Origin of the sequence: Pseudomonas sp. YY-1, assembly GCF_002843095.1 — a bacterium.
Classification (GTDB): Bacteria; Pseudomonadota; Gammaproteobacteria; order Pseudomonadales; family Pseudomonadaceae; genus Aquipseudomonas; species Aquipseudomonas sediminis_A.
In genome coordinates this window covers 371395-388563 of the sequence record NZ_PJLX01000002.1, presented here as the reverse complement: position 1 = coordinate 388563, position 17169 = coordinate 371395, and the positions used below count along the sequence as shown (strand labels likewise).

15 protein-coding genes and 1 pseudogene are annotated in these 17169 nt (G+C 62.3%); 9 read left to right on the top strand and 7 right to left on the bottom strand.

Annotated elements, in window-relative coordinates:
- Positions 1-60: 60 nt before the first annotated feature.
- The gene (gene murJ, locus CXP40_RS04535) at positions 61-1602 is read right to left on the bottom strand and encodes a murein biosynthesis integral membrane protein MurJ (protein WP_106732799.1); all 1542 of its coding nucleotides are present in this window, start codon (positions 1600-1602) and stop codon (positions 61-63) included.
- Between the two features lie 191 nt (positions 1603-1793).
- On the opposite strand from murJ, the gene rpsT reads away from it, so the two are divergent.
- Positions 1794-2072, top strand: a complete 279-nt coding sequence (rpsT, locus tag CXP40_RS04530; protein ID WP_003243036.1) for a 30S ribosomal protein S20 — start codon at positions 1794-1796, stop codon at positions 2070-2072.
- Positions 2073-2205: 133 nt separating this feature from the next.
- On the opposite strand, the gene CXP40_RS04525 is transcribed toward rpsT, so the two are convergent.
- Entirely contained in the window at positions 2206-2493 is a 288-nt protein-coding gene (locus CXP40_RS04525; protein ID WP_092380120.1) for a PA4642 family protein, read from the bottom strand.
- 172 nt (positions 2494-2665) lie between these two features.
- Between CXP40_RS04525 and dauA the strand changes: the two genes are divergently transcribed.
- A complete protein-coding gene (dauA, locus tag CXP40_RS04520) occupies positions 2666-4405 on the top strand; it encodes a C4-dicarboxylic acid transporter DauA (protein WP_106732798.1) in 1740 nt (579 codons plus the stop codon).
- 60 nt (positions 4406-4465) lie between these two features.
- Here dauA and CXP40_RS04515 read toward each other — a convergent pair whose 3' ends face one another.
- Positions 4466-5023, bottom strand: coding sequence for a hypoxanthine-guanine phosphoribosyltransferase (locus CXP40_RS04515; protein ID WP_106732797.1), 558 nt, complete (start codon positions 5021-5023; stop codon positions 4466-4468).
- A gap of 238 nt (positions 5024-5261) precedes the next feature.
- On the opposite strand from CXP40_RS04515, the gene upp reads away from it, so the two are divergent.
- On the top strand, positions 5262-5900 hold the full coding sequence (gene upp, locus CXP40_RS04510; RefSeq protein ID WP_106732796.1) for a uracil phosphoribosyltransferase: 639 nt from the start codon (positions 5262-5264) through the stop codon (positions 5898-5900).
- Between the two features lies 1 nt (position 5901).
- On the top strand, positions 5902-7164 hold the full coding sequence (locus CXP40_RS04505; protein WP_106732795.1) for a uracil-xanthine permease family protein: 1263 nt from the start codon (positions 5902-5904) through the stop codon (positions 7162-7164).
- A 55-nt stretch (positions 7165-7219) separates the two neighbouring features.
- On the opposite strand, the gene CXP40_RS04500 is transcribed toward CXP40_RS04505, so the two are convergent.
- Together CXP40_RS04500 and CXP40_RS04495 are read right to left on the bottom strand one after the other, a co-directional pair.
- Positions 7220-8233 (bottom strand): DUF481 domain-containing protein, encoded by a 1014-nt coding sequence (locus tag CXP40_RS04500; protein WP_106732794.1) that lies wholly within the window; start codon positions 8231-8233, stop codon positions 7220-7222.
- A gap of 144 nt (positions 8234-8377) precedes the next feature.
- Positions 8378-9370, bottom strand: coding sequence for a DUF481 domain-containing protein (locus CXP40_RS04495; protein ID WP_106732793.1), 993 nt, complete (start codon positions 9368-9370; stop codon positions 8378-8380).
- A 16-nt stretch (positions 9371-9386) separates the two neighbouring features.
- Between CXP40_RS04495 and CXP40_RS04490 the strand changes: the two genes are divergently transcribed.
- Together CXP40_RS04490 and CXP40_RS04485 are read left to right on the top strand one after the other, a co-directional pair.
- Positions 9387-9761 carry an MGMT family protein gene (locus CXP40_RS04490; protein WP_106732792.1) on the top strand — a complete coding sequence of 125 codons (375 nt, stop codon included), beginning with the start codon at positions 9387-9389 and terminating at the stop codon, positions 9759-9761.
- A gap of 43 nt (positions 9762-9804) precedes the next feature.
- Positions 9805-11601 carry an AmpG family muropeptide MFS transporter gene (locus CXP40_RS04485; protein WP_106732791.1) on the top strand — a complete coding sequence of 599 codons (1797 nt, stop codon included), beginning with the start codon at positions 9805-9807 and terminating at the stop codon, positions 11599-11601.
- Positions 11602-11656: 55 nt separating this feature from the next.
- On the opposite strand, the gene CXP40_RS04480 is transcribed toward CXP40_RS04485, so the two are convergent.
- Together CXP40_RS04480 and CXP40_RS04475 are read right to left on the bottom strand one after the other, a co-directional pair.
- Complete coding sequence (locus CXP40_RS04480) at positions 11657-12484, bottom strand: mechanosensitive ion channel family protein (RefSeq protein ID WP_106732790.1); 828 nt, start codon at positions 12482-12484, stop codon at positions 11657-11659.
- A gap of 103 nt (positions 12485-12587) precedes the next feature.
- On the bottom strand, positions 12588-13067 hold the full coding sequence (locus CXP40_RS04475; RefSeq protein WP_017678988.1) for a YajQ family cyclic di-GMP-binding protein: 480 nt from the start codon (positions 13065-13067) through the stop codon (positions 12588-12590).
- Positions 13068-13202: 135 nt separating this feature from the next.
- On the opposite strand from CXP40_RS04475, the pseudogene CXP40_RS04470 reads away from it, so the two are divergent.
- From CXP40_RS04470 to CXP40_RS04460, 3 genes and pseudogenes are all read left to right on the top strand, one after another.
- Positions 13203-14168: pseudogene (locus CXP40_RS04470) on the top strand (response regulator); the annotation flags it as partial.
- Complete coding sequence (locus CXP40_RS04465) at positions 14165-15076, top strand: putative 2-dehydropantoate 2-reductase (protein WP_106732789.1); 912 nt, start codon at positions 14165-14167, stop codon at positions 15074-15076. The pseudogene CXP40_RS04470 and the gene CXP40_RS04465, both read left to right, overlap by 4 nt.
- A gap of 71 nt (positions 15077-15147) precedes the next feature.
- Positions 15148-17166, top strand: coding sequence for an ATP-binding protein (locus CXP40_RS04460; RefSeq protein ID WP_106732788.1), 2019 nt, complete (start codon positions 15148-15150; stop codon positions 17164-17166).
- Positions 17167-17169 lie beyond the last annotated feature (3 nt).

The window sequence follows — 17169 nt, the reverse complement described above, 5'->3', positions numbered from 1 at the left end:
AAGTGGCCGATTATACGCACAGCACGCAATGCACAACAGGCATCGCGATGGGGGAAACCGCTACAACGCCCGCCGGGCAAAATCACGCGGACGGAAGCCCAATATGAGCAGCATGCCGAAGTAGGCAATCAGCCCAGCGGCCACCAGCGCACCGAGACGCAACAGGCGCACGAGCATCTCCCCTTCTGCCCAGGCTGGCATGACCTGCAGCAGCCCCAGCAGCACAGCGACCATTACCGTCACCGCCACCACCAGTTTGAACAGGAACAGTCCCCAGCCCGGCAGCGGCTGGAAGATATCGGCACGGCGCAGTTGCCAGTACAACAGGCCGGCATTCAGGCAGGCAGCCAGGCTGATCGCCAGCGCCAGGCCGACGTGCGCCATCTCCAGGCCAAACACGAACAGCGCATTCATCACCTGGGTGGCCAGTAGGCTGATGATGGCAATGCGCACCGGCGTCTTGATGTTCTGCTGGGCATAAAAGCCTGGCGCGAGAATCTTGATCAGAATCAACGCCAGCAGGCCGACCGAGTAGGCCACCAGCGCCCGCTGGGTCATCAGCGCATCCTCTACACCGAACTTGCCGTACTGGAATAGCGACACCACCAGCGGCTCGGCGAGAATCGCCAGTGCCAACGTGCAGGGCAGTACCAACAGAAAGCAAAGACGCAGCCCCCAATCGAGCAGACGACGGTACTCGTCGCGATTCTTGCTGGCGTAGGTTTTGGAGAGTGCCGGCAGCAAGATGGTGCCCAGCGCCACGCCCAGCACACCTGAGGGCAGCTCCATCAGGCGGTCGGCGTAATACATCCAGGACACCGAGCCAGCCACCAGGAAGGAGGCAAATATCGTGTTGATGATCAGCGAAATCTGGCTCACCGAGACACCGAAGATCGCCGGCCCCATCTGCTTGAGCACGCGCCAGACGCCCAGATCACCGAAACTCAGGCGCGGCAGCACCAGCATGCCGATCTTTTTAAGGTGCGGCAGTTGCCAGAGCAGTTGGGCCAGACCGCCGACCAGCACCGCCCAACCCAGCGCCATGATCGGCGGGTCGAAATAAGGCGTCAGAAACAACGCGAAAACGATCATGCTGACGTTGAGCAGCGTCGGCACGAACGCCGGCACCGAAAAACGGTTCCAGGTGTTGAGAATGGCGCCCGCCAGCGATGACAGGGAAATCAGCAATATATAAGGAAAGGTCACCCGCAGCAGATCGACGGTCAGCTCGAAGCGCTCGGCCTCATCGGCAAAACCCGGCGCCGTGGCCCAGACGATCCAGGGCGCTGCGAGCACGCCGATGGCCGTGACCAGCGCCAGCACCAAGGTCAGCAACCCTGATACATAGGCAATGAAGGTACGCGCAGCCTCCTCGCCCTGCTGCATCTTGTACTCGGCCAGAATCGGTACGAAGGCTTGAGAGAACGCCCCTTCGGCAAAAATACGGCGCAGCAGGTTGGGCAGCTTGAAGGCCACCACGAAGGCGTCCGACGCCACTCCGGCCCCGAAGGTGCGGGCGATGATGGTGTCGCGCACGAACCCCAGCACGCGCGAAACCATGGTCAGTGAACTGACGGCAGCCAGGGACTTGAGGAGATTCATGGGGTATTTCGGCTTCCATAAAGAGGTGCAGTAGCGGACAATCCGCCGCCCAACGAAGGCGTCGAGTGTAGCGAGCCACCACTGGTCAGGCCAGCACAGGAAAGCGTCATCAGACTTGACAGCAGGCAGATGGATCGGCATGATTCGCGGCCTTATTTGTCGTAACCCCCCAGTTTTCGAGGAGCTTGACGGTGGCCAACTCACCTTCTGCCAAAAAACGCGCCAAACAGGCTGAGAAGCGCCGTAGCCATAACGCCAGCCTGCGCTCGATGGTTCGTACTTACATCAAGAACGTAGTCAAGGCTATTGCTGCCAAAGATCTCGAGCTTGCCAAGACCGCTTACACTGCAGCTGTTCCGGTCATCGACCGCATGGCTGACAAAGGCATCATCCACAAGAACAAAGCCGCTCGTCACAAGAGCCGCCTGAATGCGCACATCAAGGCGCTGGGCGAAGCTGCTGCCGCTTAATCGCGACAGGTTCTTGAAAAACCGGCCCTGGTGGCCGGTTTTTTATTGCCCTAAATTCAAGTTTGCAGCCGTGCAGCCATGAAAAATGCCCGCCTCCTTGCGGAATGCGGGCATTTCTCGAAAACAGCAAAGATCAGCCGCGAGCAGCCTTGATCACTTCGATGTAAGGCTCGGCATTGCGCTGATCCTGAATCAGCGCGATGAAATCATTGCCCTGTGCATCGGTGGCCGAGAGATCGTAGCCTTCAGCGACGAAGAAACCCACGAAACGCTCGAAGTCATCGATACGCAGACCGCGATAAGCCTTGACCAGCTTGTGCAGCGAAGGCGGCGTGGCGTCCGCTGGTTCCACCGCAAGGAACAGCTTGATCGAGTCGTCGCTGATTTCTTCGCCAATCACCTGCTTCTTGTCTTTACGCATCGCCCGCTCCCGCCAGCATTACAGAGGGCCGGCAGTGTACCGCCGAGCCGCGCGCGGCTCAACGCGCAGCCGGGCAGGCTAACACGCGATCAATCGACACAACAGCCGACCTAGGTCATGCCGCACCCGACGAACTGGCTCCTATAATGCGCCAAGCCATTAGGGAGCCAGCATGTCACGTCTATCGTTGCCGCTGTTCGCCGCCTGGCGCCAGACCCTGCGCGCGGGCTACTCCTGGAAGGCCTTGCGCGGCGACCTGAGCGCCGGGCTGACGGTGGGCATCATTGCCATTCCACTGGCCATGGCGCTGGCCATCGCTGTGGGTGTGGCGCCGCAGCACGGCCTTTATACCGTGCTTATCGCCGCACCGCTGATCGCCCTGTGCGGCGGCTCGCGCTTCAATATTTCCGGCCCCACCGCCGCCTTTGTGGTGATCCTGCTGCCGATCACTCAGCAGTACGGCCTCGGCGGCTTGCTGCTGTGTACGCTGATGGCTGGCGTGATCCTGATCACCCTGGGGCTGCTACGCGCCGGACGCCTGATCGAATTCGTGCCCTATCCGGTAACACTGGGCTTTACCGCCGGCATCGGCATCGTCATTGCCGTTCTGCAGGTCAAGGACCTGTTCGGCCTGCACCTGGCCGGCACACCCCAGCATCTTCTGGAGCAGGTAAATCTGCTGATCCGTGCCCTACCCAGCCTGCAACTCGGCGACAGCCTGGTGGGCGCCGCGTGCCTGGCGACACTGCTGATCTGGCCACGCCTGATACCGAAGATTCCTGCACACCTGGTCGCCCTGGCGATTGGCGCATTGCTGGCACTGGCCCTGGAGCGCCTGGGGCTGCCCGTGGCGACATTGGGCGAGCGCTTCAACTATCAGCTCGACGGTATCGAATATCCCGGCATCCCGCCCTTCCTGCCGGACCTGGCGTTACCCTGGAACCTGCCGGGCGCCGACGGCCAGCCGCTGGTGCTTTCATTCGAACTGATCCGCCAACTGCTGGCGCCGGCATTCGCCATCGCCATGCTCGGCGCCATCGAGTCACTGCTGTGCGCGGTAGTGGCCGACGGCATGACCGGCAGCAAACATGACCCCAACGCCGAACTGATCGGCCAGGGCCTCGGCAACCTGGCCGCGCCGTTCTTTGGCGGCATCACCGCTACCGCTGCCATCGCCCGCACCGCTGCCAACGTCCGCGCCGGCGCCTTTTCACCGCTGGCAGCATTGATTCACGCGGGCGTGGTGCTAGCGGCAATTCTGTTGCTCGCGCCCCTGTTCAGCTATCTGCCCATGGCCGCCCTGGCAGCGCTGCTGCTGATGGTGGCGTGGAACATGAGCGAGCCCCACCACGTCGTCCACACCCTGCGCATCGCCCCACGCAGTGATGTGCTGGTACTGCTGACCTGCCTGGTGCTGACGGTGCTGTTCGACATGGTGCTGGCTGTCGGCGTCGGCCTGCTATTGGCGGCAGGGCTGTTCATCAAGCGCATGAGCGAGCTGACCGACACCGCAGCGCTGAGCCGACAGCAACGTCAGGCCTTGCTGGATCTGCCCGAGCACGTGCTGGCTTACGCCATTCGCGGCCCGCTGTTCTTTGGCGCGGCAGAAAAGGCGTTGAGCGTGCTGCGGCGTTTCACGCCGGGGGTGAAGATAGTCATCGTCGACATCAGCGCCGTGCCGCTACTGGACATGACGGCCATTGCCGCGCTGGACAACGTGCTGCGCGACTACCGCCAGCAGGGTGTGGCGCTGATCCTCAGCGGCCCCACCGCGCAGGTACGGCTGCAACTGCGCCACGCCGGTATTCACCGGCGCGGCGGGCAGCTGGCCTACGTGCACGATCTGCCACAAGCGCGGGAGAAAGCCTTGCGCTGGCTGGATGACAGAGCGCCAAAACCGCTAGCCGAATAGGTTCGCCCTGCGCACCGAGGAAAGCAGGTGCGCGCAGCGCACCCTACGCGCTACAAGCGCTTACAGCCCCTTGACCGCGAAAATGCCTGCGGCGTTGCGCCAGTAGCCCTTGTAGTCCATGCCGTAACCGAAGATGTAACGGTCTATGCACTGCAAGCCGACATAGTTGGCCTTCAGGTCCGGGCGCGCCTTACGCTCGTGCTCCTTGTCGATCAGCACCGCGGTGTGCACGGCACGCGCGCCGGCATGGCGGCAGAAATCGATGATCGCGCCCAGGGTGTGCCCTTCGTCGAGGATGTCGTCGATGATCAGCACATCACGGTCGATGAACGAGACTTCCGGCTTGGCCTTCCAGAACAGCTCGCCCCCGCTGGTCTCATTGCGATAACGCGTGGCGTGCAGGTAGGACGCCTCGAGCGGGAAGTTCAGCTTGGTCAACAGCTTGCCGGAGAAGATCAGGCCGCCGTTCATCACGCAGAACACCACCGGATTGCACTCGGCCAGCTCGGCATTGATCTGGCTGGCGACCTTGTCGATGGCCGCTTCAACCTCGGCTTCGGTGAACAGGCAGTCGGCTTCCGCCATGATTTGGCGAATGTGCGCGAGATCGGCGGACATGGTGTGCTCTCTCTTGATCGGACTGATGAATGGCGGCGAACAGCCTGAAAGCTGATCGAGCCGTCAAATAAAAGCGGACAAAGGTACAGACCCGTGCAGCGCTTGCCAAGTATCGCCTGACCAGCGTAGCCGACGCACAGCGCAGGGTATCGTGACTTATCAGTCACCCACCACTTGGCATGAGCAATGCTTTAATCTAACGCGATTTTTCCCAGAGCCCCGTTGGAGATCCCAGCCCATGCCCACTCGCGAGATCCGCCACCCGCTGATACGTCACAAGATCGGCCTGATGCGCCGCGCCGATATCAGCACCAAGAATTTCCGTGAGCTGGCCCAGGAAGTGGGCGCCCTGCTGACTTATGAGGCCACCAACGACCTGCCGCTGGAAACCTACGACATCGAAGGCTGGGCGGGCACCGTGCAGGTGGAGAAGATCGCCGGCAAGAAAATCACCGTGGTGCCCATCCTGCGCGCCGGCATCGGCATGCTTGACGGTGTGCTCAGCCTGATCCCCGGCGCCAAGGTCAGCGCCGTGGGCGTCGCGCGCAACGAGGAAACCCTGGAAGCGCACACTTACCTGGAAAAGCTGGCGCCGGAAATCGACTCACGCCTGGCGCTGATCATCGACCCGATGCTGGCCACCGGTGGTTCGATGGTCGCCACCATCGACCTGCTGAAAAAAGCTGGCTGCAAGGACATTCGCGCCATGGTCCTGGTCGCCGCGCCAGAAGGCATCAAGGCTGTCGAGAAGGCCCACCCGGACGTGACCATCTTCACCGCCTCCATCGATCAGTGCCTGAACGAGCATGGCTACATCATCCCCGGCCTGGGTGATGCCGGTGACAAGATCTTCGGCACCAAGCAGAAGGACGCCTGACATGTCGCAGACGGAATTCAACGATCCGCTATGGCGCCAGGGTATCTCCGGTGCGCAGATGTTGTTCGTGGCCTTCGGCGCCTTGGTGCTGATGCCGCTGATCACCGGCATGGACCCTAACGTCGCACTATTTACCGCAGGTATCGGCACGCTGCTGTTCCAACTGGTGACCAAACGTCAGGTCCCGGTGTTCCTCGCCTCCAGCTTCGCCTTCATCGCACCGATTCTGGCAGCCAAGGGCGAATTCGGCCTACCCGCCGTGATGGGCGGCGTGATCGCCGCCGGCCTGGTCTACATCCTGCTCTCGGCGCTGGTCAAACTGCGCGGCCCCAGCTTTATCGACCGCCTGCTGCCGCCGGTGGTGATCGCCCCAGTGATCATTTCCATCGGTCTGGCGCTCTCGCCGGTGGCGGTGAACATGGCCATGGGCAAGGCCGGTGACGGCAGCATCGAGCTGGTGCCTTACAGCACGGCGATGATGATTTCGATGCCCGCGCTGATCACCACCCTGCTGGTGGCCGTGCTGGGCCGCGGCATCTTCCGCTTGGTACCGATCCTCGCCGGCATCGCGGTCGGCTGCGCCATCGCTGCAGTGCTCGGGGTGATCGACACCAGCGCCGTTGAACAAGCCGCCTGGCTCGCCGTACCCGCCTTCGTCACCCCGGAACTGCACTGGGGCGCCATTCTGTACATGGTGCCGGTAGCGCTGGCGCCAGCCATCGAGCACATCGGCGGCGTGGTGGCGATCGGTAACGTCACCGGCAAGAACTTCGTCAAGAAGCCGGGCCTGCATCGCACCCTGCTCGGCGACGGCCTGGCCACTTCGGCAGCCGGCCTGTTCGGTGGCCCACCCAACACCACCTACGCCGAAGTCACCGGTGCGGTGATGCTGACCAAGAGCTACAACCCGAAGATCATGACCTGGGCTGCGGTATTCGCCATCGCCCTGGCCTTCATCGGCAAGTTCGGCGTGGCCCTGCAGAGTATTCCGGTACCGGTAATGGGCGGCATTCTCTGCCTGCTGTTCGGCTCCATCGCCGTAGTCGGCCTCAACACCCTGATTCGCCACCAGGTCGACCTTTCCGAAGCCCGCAACCTGATCATCGTTTCGGTGACCCTGGTATTCGGCATCGGCGGCATGGTCATCGGCGGCAAGGAATTCGCCCTGTCGGGGATTTCCCTGTGCGCCATCAGCGCGCTGCTGCTCAACCTGGTGCTGCCAGGTGGCGCCGGCTGGAAGAAGCGGGACGCGGAAGAAGCCTGATTCCGCAGCCCAACAAAAAGCCCGCGATGATCGCGGGCTTTTTGTTGTTACCGGCTTACCAGCCGACGCCGAACCCCAGGGTGTAGCGGGTTTCGTTCAGATCGCCCTCGGCACCACTGACGATATCTTTCTCGGCCTTCATGTTCAGCGACGCCCAGTCGGTCACCTTGTAACGCAGGCCGACTTCCGCATCGAGGCTGTAGTCCGCCGCGCCACTGAGCGGACGACCGATCTCACCGACAGTGAACAGCTCGACGGTCTTGCCGATCAGATAGCGGTTGTAGTCCCACTTCACGCTCATCGCGTAGAAACGGTCCTGCTCACCGTTGCTGTAGCGGTAATCGCTGCGGTTGGCCAGGGTGGCGATGGAGAACGCGCCCAGCTCGTCATCCCAGAACTGGTAACCGGGACCGGTACCGAGGGTGCGCTGACGCTCCACTTCCTCGATGCGGTCGCGCTTGTACTCGAAGCGCCCCTGCCAGAACCACTTTTCCGTGAGGAAGCGGTCGAGCGCATATTCGGCGCTCCAGTTGTCGGTACTGACGACGTCGTTCTTCAGCTCGCGGTTGTAGTCGGCAATCGCGTTGTGCCGCCAACGTCCATGACGGGCCTGAGTCTTGATATCGACGTCGTAGTCGTCGGAGTCGCGCTCGCCGCGCTTGTAGTCGAGACCGAGGTCGACGTTGCCCTTCCAGGTGAAATCCTCCACCAGCGGTTTGGGCTTCATGATCTGCTCGATCTGCGTCAGCTCGATGGTCTTCGGCGCTTCGCCATTGGCCAGGGTCACCTTGCCAGGCTCGGCAGCCAGCAGCGACTTGGCGCGCTCGCCATCCACCGGGCCGAGCTTGACCAGCAGCTCGTGATCACTTTCCAGGGTGGCGATTTTCTTCCAGTCCAGCGGAATGGAGCCGCCATAGTCGGTCTCCAGCAGCAATTTGCTGCCGTCGAAGAAGCGGATGGTGCCGGAGAGACGGTCTCCGTTCTTCAGCCAGACGGTATCGGCGAAGGCGGCGGAACTGCACAGAGCGATGCTCAGGCCTAGCAGGGACAGCGATGTAGAGCGCGACATAAGTTGGGCAATGGCGTTGGTGGACGAAAGCCGGGCATTATCCGCAACCCCGGCGCCAGAGCAACAGCTGACCGACCAGGATACGCAGAGTTCAGCTTTTTCCGTCGGGCGGCGTTCCGTCGGGCGGCGATCCAACGGCAGGCATCACCAACCGACGCCAACACCGATCAGGTAATGCCGATCCGACACGGTCTGGCCCTGCGCGCGCAGTTGGTCCAGCTCATAAAGCAGCGACAGGCGTGCCCATTGGTTGAGTCGATAGCGCAAGCCGAACTCACTATCGAGCACGTAGTCGATCGTATCGATATGCGGGATCTGCAGTTCGGCGTTGGCGTAGAACTCCAGGCGAGTGCCCCACAGCAGGCGCTTGTAATCCAGTTCCAGTGAGGTGGTGTTGAACGCCAGGTCGGCCACATCCGACTCCAGACGCACGCGGTTGAACTGGCCGATCAGGTCGAAACGCCCCAGCTCGTCATCCCAGAAACGATAACCTGGGCCAGTGCCGATGATGCGCTGACGGTCGATGGTTTCGAACTCATCCTCGGCCTGCTCTACACCCACCCGCCAGAACCAATGCTCGGTGAGAAAGCGGTCAAGGTCGTACTCCAGCTCCCAGTTGTCCTCGACCTTCCTGTCGTTCTTGGTCTCACGCTCCAGCTCGCCACTGAGCACATGGCGCCAGCGCCCATGCTCGACACGGGTATTGCCCTTGAGCTTCCACTCGTCGACGTCGTTCTGATTGCGCTTCATGTCCAGCTTGGCGTCGAGGTTGCCCTCCCAGAGACGATCCTCCAGCAGTGGCCGCGGCGGCACCAGGCGCTTGATCTGCGCCAGCGGCAGGGTGTACTCGCGCTCGCCCTCAACCCGCACCATGCCGCTACCTGCGGCTGCCAACCTTTCGCTACGTTCGTTGTCGAAACCGCTGCGGCGCACCAGCAGGGGTTTGTCCGAGCTGAGGGTATCGATATCCTTCCAGTCGATCAGCACCTGGCCGGCGTATTTGGTCTTGAGCGCCAACTTGCCGCCATCGAGCAGAATGATTTCACCGCTGAGGCGATCACCGTTGTCCAGCCAGACGGTATCGGCCCAGAGCGGGGCTGCCAGGGTAAAAAGGAATAAGGCGATTAGTACGCGCATGATAAGGACGAACCCTATGGGCAAGACGAAACCGCCAGAGTCTGCATGGCCGACACCACCACCGGCAAGCGTGGAAGCGCGTCGCGAGGCGCTGTATCTGGTATTGGCACAGGTGCCTGAGGGCAAGGTCGTCAGCTATGGCGAACTGGCGCAGCTGGCCGGCCTGGGCCGCGCCGCGCGCTGGGTCGGCCGCACGCTAAGCCAGTTGCCGGATGGCACCACACTCCCCTGGCACCGGGTTATTGCCGCAGGCGGGCGTCTCAGCCTGGCCGCCGGCAGCCCTTCCGGTGCCGAACAACGGGCACGTCTGCGCGCGGAGGGCATCAGCATCCTGAACGAACGTGTGGATATACGTCGCCACGGCTGGCGCCCGATGGAGCACAGCAGTTAGAGTGCGCCCTACCAAGACTCCCCCCTGCCCAGATTCGAGCCTGATGCCACGCAAATCCTGGCGAGAAGCCCTCGCGACCTACGCCAACCCCGCCACCCTGGCTCTGCTGCTTCTGGGCTTCGCCGCCGGCCTGCCCTACATGCTGGTGTTCTCGACCCTTTCGGTATGGCTGCGCGAAGCCGGAGTAGCGCGCGAAACCATCGGTTTCGCCAGCCTGATCGGCCTGGCCTATGCCTTCAAATGGGTGTGGGCGCCAATGCTCGACCAGTGGCGCCTGCCGCTGCTAGGCAAACTTGGCCGGCGCCGCTCCTGGCTGGTGCTGTCACAGGCGCTGGTTGCCATCGGTCTGATCGGCATGGCCTATTACGATCCGCAGACGCACCTGTCCTCGCTGATCGCACTCGCCGTGCTGGTGGCCTTCGCCTCGGCCACTCAGGACATCGCCATCGATGCCTATCGCCTGGAAATTCTCGGCGACGAGCATCAGGCTGCACTGGCTGCCGCCTACATGACCGGCTACCGGGTTGCCGCGCTGCTGGCCACCGCAGGTGCGCTGTATTTCGCCGAAGGCTTCGGTTCGACCGCCAAGGACTACCAATTCAGCGCCTGGACCGGCACCTACATGGTCTTCGCCCTGCTGATGCTGCCTGGCTTGCTCACCTCCATCTGGATGCGCGAGCCGCCAGCACCTGCGCACATCAATGTCGCGCCACCCAAGCATGGTTTTTTCCACCAGTTGCTGGCGATCAGCGCGGTCATCGTGCTGATCATCGCCGTGCCGACCATGTTCATCCAGTTCTATCAGAGCGATCTGATGCTCATGCTGCTCGGCGACGTCAGCATGCACGAGCTGCTCTACAACGACCGCGCCTTCCTGCGCGCGCTGCTCTACAGCACCCTGGCCTGCGTCTGCGCATCCGGGCTGTTCTGGGGCGGGCTGGCACCGGTACTGAAAACAGCTGCGGCAAGGTATGGGTTCTTCCACCAGCTGCTTTCCGTACTGCTGCTGATCATTCTCCTGATCGCCATCCCGGCCATGGTCACCCAGTTCTACGAAAGTGACCTGATGCTAGTGTTCCAGGGCCAGATAAGCCTGCAGGAGTTGCTCTACTACGACCGTGCCTTCCTGCGCGCGCTGCTCTATACCCTGCTCACCAGCCTGTCGGTCTCCAGCCTGTTCTGGGGCGGCATGGCCCCGGTGCTCACACCGATCAACGACTTCATCGTGCGCTACCGCTGGCAGGCGCTGCTGCTGCTCAGCCTGATCGCCACCTATCGCCTGTCCGATACCGTGATGGGTGTGATGGCCAACGTCTTCTACATCGACCAAGGTTTCACCAAGGAGCAGATTGCCAGCGTCAGCAAGGTTTTCGGCCTGGTGATGACCCTGCTCGGCGCCGGTGTCGGCGGTCTGTTGATCGTGCGCTTCGGCATCATGCCGATTCTGCTGATCGGTGCTGCCGCATCGGCGGCCACCAACTTGATGTTCATGCTGTTGGTGGGCATGGGTCCGCACCTGAACATGCTGATCGTCACCATCAGCTGCGACAATTTCAGCGCCGGCCTGGCTACCTCGGCGTTCGTGGCCTATCTGTCGAGTCTGACCAACCTGAAGTTCTCCGCTACCCAGTACGCCCTGCTCAGCTCCATCATGCTGTTGCTGCCGCGTCTGATCGGCGGCTATTCCGGCGTGATGGTGGAAAGCCTCGGCTACGCCCACTTCTTCCTGGCCACAGCGCTGATGGGTATACCGACACTGCTGCTGATCATCGTCCAGTGGCGTCGTGACAAGCGCCAGCCACTGCCGGATGCGACGCCACCTGCGCTCGACAAGGCCTGATTGGCAGACAGAAAAAAACCCCGGATCGACCGGGGCTTTTTCATTTCAGCGCGCCTCACTCGGCCTTGGCCAAATGCACCACCCGCTGCGGGAACGGAATACCGATGCCGGCCTCGGTCAAACGCTCCTTGGCCTGCTCGGTAAAGGAGAAGGTCACCGGCCAGAAGTCGCCGGTAGCCACCCACACACGCAGCGACAGGTTCACCGCACTGTCACCCAGCCCGGTCACGAACACCACCGGCGCAGGATCGACATGTACGCGCGGGTCCTGGGCGATTTCCAGCAGCACCTCGCGCGCTTTTTTGATGTCGCTGGAGTAATCGATACCGATATTGATATCGGCACGCCGACGCGGCTCACGCGAGTAGTTGGTGATGTGGCCGTTGGACAGGCTGCCGTTGGGCACGATGACGACCTTGTTATCGCCGGTCTTCAGCGTGGTATGGAAGATCTGGATGCTGTCGACGCTACCGGAGACACCCTGTGCCTCGATCCAATCACCAGCCCGAAACGGACGGAACAGCATGATCAGCACGCCACCGGCGAAGTTGGCCAGGCTGCCCTGCAACGCCAGGCCGATGGCCAGACCCGCGGCACCGATCATGGCGATGAACGAAGTGGTCTCTACCCCGATCATCGAAGCCACGCTGATCAGCAGGAGAATACGCAGCACGATACTGACCAGGCTGCCGATGAAGCTGCTCAGCGCGCGGTCGACCTTACGCGCCTCAAGCATGCGCCCGATGCTCGACGTCAGCCGGCTGATCAGCCACCAGCCGATCAGCAGCGTGATCACTGCCAGGGTCAGCTTGCCGCTGTACTCCAGCACCACCGGCAGCCAGGCCTCGGACATCTTCACCAGTTCCTCGACGTTCATCTCCATAGGGTGCTCCTGTTTTCCCGTACATGAAACGAAACCGCCATGGCAGGCCATGGCGGTCAAAGTGCTATCAGCCTAGGGTGCGACGCCTTGGCGCCAAAAAGGTTCAATCGCGGAAGTTGTTGTACTGCAGCGGCATGCCGAACTCGTGACCCCGCAGCAGCGCGATGGCTTCCTGCAGGTCATCACGCTTCTTGCCGGTAACGCGCACCTGCTCACCCTGGATGGCGGCCTGCACTTTGAGCTTGGCGTCCTTGATATGAGCGACGATCTTCTTCGCCAGTTCCTTGTCGATGCCTTCGCGGAAAGTGACCTCCTGCTTCATCACCTTGCCCGATGCGTAGGGTTCCTTGGTTTCCATACACTGGCAGTCGATCTTGCGCTTGATCAGGCTGCTGCGCACGATGTCGAGCATCTGCTCGAGCATGAACTCGGCCTCGGCGGTCAAGGTCAGCGCCTTGTCCTTGCTCTCGATACTGCATTTGCCACGCAGGTCGAACCGACGGTCGAGCTCCTTGATGGCATTGTCGACCGCATTGGTCAGTTCGTGTTTGTCCAGTTCAGACACGATGTCGAACGAAGGCATGAGTGGGCTCCTGATGGACGGCGCGATCCTCTTCACGGAGTGAGCGCGCCTGACTTGACGATAACTATGGCGAGCCCATTATATCCAGACTGATACGCGCCGTTTGGCGTCCTTCCTCTCTGTCTGCGAGCCAGCCACATGCCCAACCCCCATCTCAGCATCCTGGTGGTGGATGACGCCAAGTTCTCCAGCGCCATGATCGGCCGTGCACTGAGCCAGGCCGGCTATCAGGATGTGCGCTTCGCCAGCAGCGCCAGCGAAGCCTTGCAGTTGCTCGAGCAGCGCCCTGCCAGCGTGCTGCTGGCCGACTGGCTGATGCCCGAGATCGACGGCCTGGAGCTGACCGCCAGGGTGCGCCAGCTGGACGAAACCGCCGATCACTACACCTACATCATCCTGCTGACCGGCAAGGAAGGCGAAAACGTTTTGAGCGAAGCCTTCGACCGCGGCGTCGATGACTTCATCAGCAAGGCGGCGATGAACGAACAGCTGGTGCCCCGTGTGTATGCCGCTGATCGCCTGTGCAACACCTTGCAGCGCCTGCTACACGAAAACCGCATGCTCACGCACAACATCGCCAGCCTGGAGCGGCGTAACCTGGTCGATCCGCTCACCGGCCTGGGCAACCCGCGCTACCTGCAGCAGAAGCTCACCGACAGCCTGCGTCAGATCGAATCGCGTGGCGGCGCTGTGTGCTACCTGTTGATCGGCTTGCAGGACGCCAGTCAGTTGCGCAGCCAATACGGCGACCGTTTCTTCAATGAGCTGCTACATGGCGTCGCACGACGCCTGCAGCAGCTCGTCAGACCACTGGACGTGCTGACCCGTCTGGATGACAACCACTTCGGCCTGATCACCCTGCTCGAAGACCTGCACGAGTGCTCGCCCAGCAGCTTCAAGCGCCTGCATGAAGGGCTCAACTTCAAGGCCTTCAAGACCAGCGAAGGGTTCATTACGCTGAAAGCCGGCATCAGCCTGGTCGGCCTGGACGCCAAGGCGCTACCCACCACCCCGGAACAACTGATTCAGCATGCGCAAAATCTGCTGCCAGAGTCTTACGTCAGCGGCCGGGTCGCAGCCATGCGCCTGCCTCTGCCGTGACCTGGCACATCCTCGGCGCCGGTAGCCTCGGCAGCCTTTGGGCCACACGCCTGGCCCGTGCCGGCCTGCCGGTCAGGTTGATTCTGCGCAACCCGCAACGCCTCGCGGCCTACCAGCAGGCCGGCGGCCTGACTCTGATCGAAGCAGGCCAGGCCCAGCAGTACGCCATTGCCGCGGAGTTGCCACAGGCCGACGCGCCCATCCATCGCCTGCTGCTGGCGTGCAAGGCCTATGACGCGCAAAGCGCGGTGGCGACCATCGCCGAGCGTCTGGCCCCGGGCGCCGAGCTGCTGCTGTTGCAGAACGGCCTGGGCAGCCAGGATGAAGTCGCCCAACGCCTACCCAGACAGCGCTGCCTGTTCGTCTCCAGCACCGAAGGGGCCTTTCGCCCTGCCGACTTTCAGGTGGTGTTCGCCGGCAATGGCTACAACTGGCTGGGCGACCCGAACAATCCCCAGCCGCCAGCCTGGCTGGACGAGCTGCAGCACGCGGGCATCGCTCACCAGTGGAGCCCGGATATCCTCACGCGTCTGTGGCGCAAGCTGGCGCTGAACTGCGCAATCAACCCGCTCAGCGTATTGCACGACTGCCGCAATGGAGGCCTGAGCGACCATCCGGCCGAAGTTGCCACCCTGTGCGCCGAGCTCGGCGAATTGCTGCAGCGCTGCGGCCAACCGGCGGCGGCGGAGAATCTGCATGAGGAAGTCCAGCGCGTGATCCTCGCCACCGCGGCGAACTACTCGTCCATGCACCAGGACGTAGCGCAGGGACGTCGTACCGAAATCAGCTACCTACTTGGCTATGCCTGCGCCGCCGCGCAGCGTCATCAACTGCATGTGCCGCACCTGCAACACCTGCAACAGCGCCTGCTCAGGCATCTCGACGAACGCGGCTTGCCCCTGAGCTAGCGGCCCTGGCCGTGGCAATGACTGCCCTGGCGCGCTAACCTGCCGTCTTCACCCGCCACAACGATACCCTCATGAGACTGCGTCAGCGCCTCGAAAATCTGCCAGTAGGCCGCAAACTGCTTGCCGCGCTGCTGGTATTGCTCGCCGCAGTGATGCTGGTGGCCAACCTGGCCTTCATCAGCGCAGCCTACTGGATCACCCAGGAGAGCATGGCGCCGCAGGCTCTGCACACCCTCGGTCGGCTCATCGCCAGCCCGACGCTCAGCAAAGAGGCACTGAACTCACCAGCCTCGGCCCAGGCCCTGCTCAAGCGCCTGGATGAATACGCGCCACTGCGTGCCGCGGTGATCTACGACAGCAACGGCGACAGCCTGGCGCAACTGCAGCGCGGCGAAAAATTGCAGCTGCCGCAAGAGCTCAGCCAGCTGCCACATTGGCGCGAAACGGCCTTTCGCACCAACCTGCTGGTCGACCTGCCGCATCCCAGCGGTCATCCCGGAGCCCTGCTGCTGGTGGCTTCCAGCGAATTGCCTGGCGCGTTCTATACCGGAACGCTGACAGCCAGCCTGGTGATTCTGGCGTTCAGCGTGTTGCTGTGGATGCTGGTAGCCAGGCAGATCAAACGCCTGGTGACCAAGCCCATTCGCCGCCTGGAGGAGCTCTCACGCCAGGTCACCCGCGAAGAGAACTATGCGCTGCGCGCCAATCGCGGCAACCAGGATGAAATCGGCAGCCTGGCCGATGCGTTCAATACCATGCTGATGCGCATGGAAGCTCGCGAACAGCAGCTCAAACGTGCTCGCGACGACGCCCAGCAGGCCTTCGATCAGGCACAGAGCCTGGCCGAGGAAACCCGTCACTCCAACCGCAAGCTGGAGCTGGAAGTGCAGGTGCGCAGCAAGATCGAGAAGAAGCTCACCGGTTTTCAGAACTACCTCAACAGCATCATCGACTCCATGCCCTCGGCGCTGATCGCCCTCGACGAACAGCTCTACGTGACGCAGTGGAATCAGGAAGCCAGCGCCCTGTCAGGTACGCGCCTGGAAGAAGCGCTGAACCAGCCGGTGTTTCTCGCCTTCCCGCCGCTGAAACCCTTTCTCGCGCAGCTCAAGCGCACCGCCGAGCAACATCGCGTGGAGAAGATCGAGCGCGTAACCTGGCACAAGGACGAAGAGCCTCACCACTACGCCCTGACCTTTTACCCGCTGATGGGCGGCGCCGGCCGAGGCGTGGTGATCCGCATCGACGACATCACCCAGCGCCTGGCCCTGGAGGAAATGATGGTGCAGTCGGAGAAGATGCTCTCGGTCGGCGGCCTGGCGGCTGGGATGGCACATGAAATCAACAATCCGCTTGGCGCCATCCTGCATAACGTGCAGAACATTCGTCGACGCCTGTCGCCGGGCCTGGAGAAGAACGTAGAACAGGCCGAACAGGCCGGCGTCAGCTTGCCTGCGATTGAGCATTACATGGAGGCGCGCGAGGTTCCACGCCTGCTCGACGGCATCCAGCAGGCCGGCCAGCGCGCGGCCAAGATCGTCAGCCACATGCTCAGTTTCAGCCGCCGTAGCGACCGCCAGCTTTCACCTTGCGATCTGCCGGCACTGATCGATCAGGCCCTGGAGATCGCCGGCAATGACTTCGATCTGACCGACAGCTTCGACTTCAAGACCCTGGAGATCGTGCGTCAGTTCGACCCGTTGCTAGGCCCGGTGGCAGGCACCGCCAACGAGCTCGAGCAGGTACTGTTGAACCTGCTGAAGAACGCTGCCCAGGCAATTCACCAGCGCGATGAGGGTGTAGAATCCGGCCGCATCACCCTGCGCACGAGGCAGGTCGGCAGCTGGGCAGAAGTACAGGTGGAAGACAACGGCACCGGCATGAGCGAGGCGGTACGCAAGCGCATCTTCGAGCCTTTCTTCACCACCAAGGAGGTCGGTCAGGGCACCGGGCTCGGTCTGGCTGTCTCCTACTTCATCATCACCAACAATCACAAAGGGCAGATGGAGGTGCACTCCACGCCAGGCCAGGGCACCTGTTTCACCCTGCGCCTGCCGCTCGCCTCGCTGCCCGCCCAAACAGGACTCTGAGCC